This window comes from Acinetobacter ihumii, from assembly GCF_900625095.1.
GTDB lineage: Bacteria > Pseudomonadota > Gammaproteobacteria > Pseudomonadales > Moraxellaceae > Acinetobacter > Acinetobacter ihumii.
In genome coordinates this window covers 1-4,353 of record NZ_LR130773.1, presented here as the reverse complement: position 1 = coordinate 4,353, position 4,353 = coordinate 1, and the positions used below count along the sequence as shown (strand labels likewise).

The 4,353-nt window shown below is 41.1% G+C and carries 7 protein-coding genes; 1 reads left to right on the top strand and 6 read right to left on the bottom strand.

What is annotated here, in order from left to right:
• From E0D95_RS15440 to E0D95_RS15425, 4 genes are all read right to left on the bottom strand, one after another.
• Nucleotides 1-479 (bottom strand): relaxase/mobilization nuclease domain-containing protein (locus tag E0D95_RS15440; RefSeq protein ID WP_165443272.1); only part of this gene is annotated, 479 nt, incomplete at its 3' end.
• Nucleotides 460-804 (bottom strand): plasmid mobilization protein, encoded by a 345-nt coding sequence (locus tag E0D95_RS15435; protein WP_110393193.1) that lies wholly within the window; start codon nucleotides 802-804, stop codon nucleotides 460-462. The genes E0D95_RS15435 and E0D95_RS15440, both read right to left, overlap by 20 nt.
• 540 nt (nucleotides 805-1,344) lie before the next feature.
• Nucleotides 1,345-2,298: a replication initiation protein gene (locus tag E0D95_RS15430; protein ID WP_087696064.1), complete on the bottom strand. Its 954-nt coding sequence runs from the start codon at nucleotides 2,296-2,298 to the stop codon at nucleotides 1,345-1,347.
• 220 nt (nucleotides 2,299-2,518) lie between these two features.
• Nucleotides 2,519-2,839, bottom strand: a complete 321-nt coding sequence (locus E0D95_RS15425) for a hypothetical protein (protein WP_068553058.1) — start codon at nucleotides 2,837-2,839, stop codon at nucleotides 2,519-2,521.
• Nucleotides 2,840-2,869: 30 nt separating this feature from the next.
• On the opposite strand from E0D95_RS15425, the gene E0D95_RS15420 reads away from it, so the two are divergent.
• Nucleotides 2,870-3,205: a hypothetical protein gene (locus E0D95_RS15420; RefSeq protein WP_087696065.1), complete on the top strand. Its 336-nt coding sequence runs from the start codon at nucleotides 2,870-2,872 to the stop codon at nucleotides 3,203-3,205.
• 44 nt (nucleotides 3,206-3,249) lie between these two features.
• Here E0D95_RS15420 and E0D95_RS16010 read toward each other — a convergent pair whose 3' ends face one another.
• Together E0D95_RS16010 and E0D95_RS16005 are read right to left on the bottom strand one after the other, a co-directional pair.
• Nucleotides 3,250-3,558: an MbeD/MobD family mobilization/exclusion family protein gene (locus tag E0D95_RS16010; RefSeq protein WP_125279880.1), complete on the bottom strand. Its 309-nt coding sequence runs from the start codon at nucleotides 3,556-3,558 to the stop codon at nucleotides 3,250-3,252.
• A gap of 3 nt (nucleotides 3,559-3,561) precedes the next feature.
• Nucleotides 3,562-4,017, bottom strand: a complete 456-nt coding sequence (locus tag E0D95_RS16005; RefSeq protein WP_372339082.1) for an MbeB family mobilization protein — start codon at nucleotides 4,015-4,017, stop codon at nucleotides 3,562-3,564.
• Between the last annotated feature and the right edge of the window lie 336 nt (nucleotides 4,018-4,353).

Below are 4,353 nucleotides of genomic sequence, written 5' to 3'. Positions count from 1 at the left end.
GGTGTACATAGTTCACGCTTGTTCAAAGGGTCATTAGGGTCTTTTAACTGGTAATGATCGTTTACTAAGTCTTTCCAAGCGTTTAAACGTGGACGGTCTGCCTTGTCATAATATGGCTGTAGGCGTTTTCCGCTATGCAATTCCACATTGGCAACGACAAAATTTAATTCCAGGCGGTCTTTATCCTGGTGCTGTACCCATAAAATTGAATATTGGTCTTTATCTAGTCCAGGAAGTAATGCACGTTCAAAGCTATCCATGATCTGTTGCTTTTGGTGTTCATCTAAATCACGCTCGGCAAACGATAAAACACCAGACGTATATTTCTGAGCAAAGTTAGTGCTATCAATCAGCTGAATCATTTGTTCAGGGTCGCCACGGTCTAGCCTTGCGTCTTCCCGATCTCGGTCTTTGCCAAGTAAATAATCAACGGGACCACAGCCACCACCTACACCACGACTATGTATTTTTATGATCATCGTGCAATCTCTGTAATTCTCGCTCTACGCCTGCTAAAGCAGTAATAACAGCAATTCGGTCTATCGCAGAATTAGCTTTGCTCTGTTGATTCATGATTCTGGCAATCTGGTTCAGGTTATTACCAATACTTGCAAGTTGTCTGAGTAACTGAGGATCTACTTCGCGGATCTGATTACGTTTTGGCTGTTTTTCACCTAAGCAAGTTTCACGCATCCAACTAGCTAGACTGGCTTTAGTGCATAGCTTCAAAAGCTTTTCATGTTCTTCATCCGTCAAACGGATTTTGATTTCCTTCTGTCTTTTCACTACGTCTTGTTTTGTCATGACTAAATCCAATCCTCGGCGGTAACCGGACAAAGGGAAAATCTATGATTTTTTCTTTGGGCGGTTTTCGGGGGTGTCGGGGGTGAAGCCCCTGATCCAGTGCCACAAAAGGGAATCTTCAAGCGAAGCGAAGAAAGTCCCCTTTGTGTGTGCTGGCTAATCACAATAGCATGTTGATCTAGCGCAGGCAAGATTCGTCAGAATATTGGCTGCCTGATCAAAGGCTATCTGGGATTAGGCCCGTATTAAATTAGTCGTTACAAGATTATGGACAATCGCAAGCGAACGCCTTTTCTGATCTATGCACAAACACTATGCATAACTCCGCATAAATCACAGATTTATACGTTGAGTTACACACAGGTTTGATGCACAGGAAAAGTCTTTGCCCACAACCATTGCTAACTCCTTCAGTCATAGTTTTTTAAAAATTTAATTCAGAAATAAAAAAGCCCCGTTTAAGACAGGGCTGATATCTGATTTAGGTTGCACTTTCACACCTGCACGAATCAAAAACCGTTAAACGGGCTGATATCTGATTTAGGTTGCACTTGTGCATGGATTTTTTATCCATTTCGACACGCTATTTCGATGCACGCTTAAGTATTCTGAAATTTCTTTGATGCTCTTACCCATGAGATGCATTTTTAAGGCTTCCTGACGCATATCGCTATACTGTGCTGATCTAGCTTTACCGCCATGACTAGAATCGCCTTTACGCCCTTTAGCAGCCTGACGCTCTATAAACTTTGCATGTGCTGCTGCATGGTTACGCCATACCCAGCGAGCGACAGATTTAGCTGTGGCTTTCACTTCTGAATACGGAAGTGGCTGTAAAAACGCTCCATTTACGTTTTTAGCCTGTTCTAGTACTTCTGCATACCACCTATCGAACCCAACACTTAAATGTTCTCTAATCGCTTTATAGGCCCAAAAACGCACTGTATCAAACATCATACAGTTACGACCAAGTCCTGAAACCTCTTGTAAATCGGTTTTAAGCTCTTGAAGCTCGACAAAATCAGCTAAATAACCCAGTTCATACGGTTGGACGTTAGAAATATGCGTTTCCCATGTACTGTGGCATGGGTTTTTAGTGATTAAGCCCGAATAGCCCCGATCTGCGCCTAAAGCAAGCGTGTACGCTTGCTCAATCTTGGCTAGATACTCAAGAATATTCTGTTTTGCTCGATGTGACGTACAAACTGGTGCTGAAAGCATGTATCCCACATGAGCGTGGCAATTCTGCTTGTTTTTGGCTATCCAGTTAGGTTTTGGTAGGTTTGCATCAAACCAAGCAAAAAAAGCGTCTGGTCGATCTATATCAAACACTAAAGAAGTGACTAAACACGGTTGATTGTGTTGGATATACGGCATTTGGATAGCCGTTTTCTTTGGTCGGATGATTACCCCATACCCTAAGTCGTCCGAACAGTAAGGTTTGTGAGGTAATTTTGCGTAAAAATCTGCTGTAAATTGTTGGTTATTGATCACTAGCAACGTCCAAGGTGTTGCAATGCGTCAAAACATCAGTACAATTGCAAGTATCGAGTTTGCGTTTGACTTATGCTTTAAGCATTTGTTTAACAAAGAGAAAAAAGTGAGCCTGCCAGCTTGCTTTTTTTTCGCCTACAGAAATGTACCACTCTTTGCCATACATTTCAAAATTTCTTTTCTTAACATTGACTTATGCCATATTTGGCCCTTTTCATTGTTAATAAACTTCTACTTCTTCGGTGTACCATCCTTCTACGAAAGTACCTTCAGTACCTGTTTCTTTGATTCCGCAATAAAACTGTCTCTCTGTATCCCCAAGAAAACCCGTAACTTTTTCTGGTTTATCTGTCATAGGCTTCAAAGGTAATTTAGTTGTATCTTGAATCGACTTTAAACATCTAGACATACTAGAGAATTTAGCCGCTTGCATCTGCATTTCTGTTTTAGGTTTTTTAGGTTTTGAAGGCGCATTAGGATCAGAATTTCCACACCCTATTAAAGATAAACCTAGTAAACTTATCGCGAGAATTTTAAACATTTAAAGCCCCTTATTTAGAGTAAAAAGAATATGAAAAAACTAGTACTTATATTTATCGCTATATTTGCTACTGGCCATGCTTTAGCAGATACCCTTATTCCGCGAAGTGCGTCAGGGGATAAAGGTAAATACTATTTAATAAAACAAACAAAATCAGGTGATATTGTCACAGCTTTACATAAGCGAGTAGGCGTTGACAGTATTGGTTATACCTCTACTAAAACCAACTGTAAAACAGGAAAAATGCAGGAAATTGGATACAGTGAAATTTCTGCTACAGCAATTAAGCCAAATCCAACTCAGTGGTTTGACTTAGTACCCGGTTCTAGCAAACACGACCTATATAAATTTGTATGTAAGAAATAAGCTTATTCACCTCATTTTAGGACTGTAACTAATTTGAGGTTTATTCATTTTTTCAACTTTATCAACTGCTCTTGTATTGTGGTTAACTGATTGTTCAAAAGCCTGTTTTGTTTCTCGAAGTCTTTCAGTTGTCCATTCAAGTCGCTGACATGCTTTATTAAGTTGTTCCAGTTGTCCGCTTGTTTCCGATCTGTTTCGGAAATACTTTCCAGTAAGCTCTTGAAGGCTGCCTTGATAGCTTGATTTTCCTGCCGTGTAGCTTCGAACATCTGCTGTAAATCGGCTTCTCTCTGCTGCTGTTGTGCTTGAGCTTGTTCCAAGGCTTCGAGTAAGTGCTTTTCGAGTTCTGTCATCAATTAATACCCCATTGGCACTAGATAGCCACCCTTCCAGCTTCCTGCTTTGGTGTTCATCTGAATGCATGTGCGTTTTCGGTTCTTGTTGTCTATACAGTTCGTTATATTCAAATTGCCCCCTGCGTCCTTCAACTGTTGAATTGTGGCCTGTTGCTGGGCTATTAAGTCTGCGTTCTTGCCGATTTTGTAGCTCTGATACGTCAAAATTCCCCACATCAATAGAAGCGTTGTTACGATGGCTATGGCTACGATGCTCCAAGTTTTTAACATAATCGGGAACAGACGTTTGTTCTGCTCTTGGATAGCGGATTTGATTACTTTCTCGTTTTCGTTCAGTAAGCCGATCAAGCGTTGCTCGTGCTGTTTGAACTCGGCTGCTACGATCTGCTCTGTATTCTTGGCTTGCTCGTTCGATGTCTGCTCGAAGTTCTTTGCCAAATCTAAAATCTTGCTCATAGATAGCCCCTTTTAGACGGATATTCTGCCCCCCTTCGGGGTCTTTGATACTGATACTTTTCTTAGTGGTTCGGGCTATCTCAAACCCTGCTGATTCAAGCGTTTTGACTACATCATCACGATTTTTTAGCTCTCCACGTTCCGCTACGCTTAAAAGCCCGTTTGTAATAGCTTCACACGCTTCAATTTTGGTTCTAGGTAAATTATTGGGTGTACATAGTTCACGCTTGTTCAAAGGGTCATTAGGGTCTTTTAACTGGTAATGATCGTTTACTAAGTCTTTCCAAGCGTTTAAACGTGGACGGTCTGCCTTGTCATAATATGGCTGTAGGCGTT

Bases quoted from the DNA above. Each gene is read 5' to 3' on its own strand.
- E0D95_RS15435 (WP_110393193.1), bottom strand. From the start codon at position 804: ATGACAAAACAAGACGTAGTGAAAAGACAGAAGGAAATCAAAATCCGT.
- E0D95_RS15425 (WP_068553058.1), bottom strand. From the start codon at position 2,839: ATGTTTAAAATTCTCGCGATAAGTTTACTAGGTTTATCTTTAATAGGG.
- E0D95_RS15420 (WP_087696065.1), top strand. From the start codon at position 2,870: ATGAAAAAACTAGTACTTATATTTATCGCTATATTTGCTACTGGCCAT.
- E0D95_RS16010 (WP_125279880.1), bottom strand. From the start codon at position 3,558: ATGACAGAACTCGAAAAGCACTTACTCGAAGCCTTGGAACAAGCTCAA.
- E0D95_RS16005 (WP_372339082.1), bottom strand. From the start codon at position 4,017: ATGAGCAAGATTTTAGATTTGGCAAAGAACTTCGAGCAGACATCGAAC.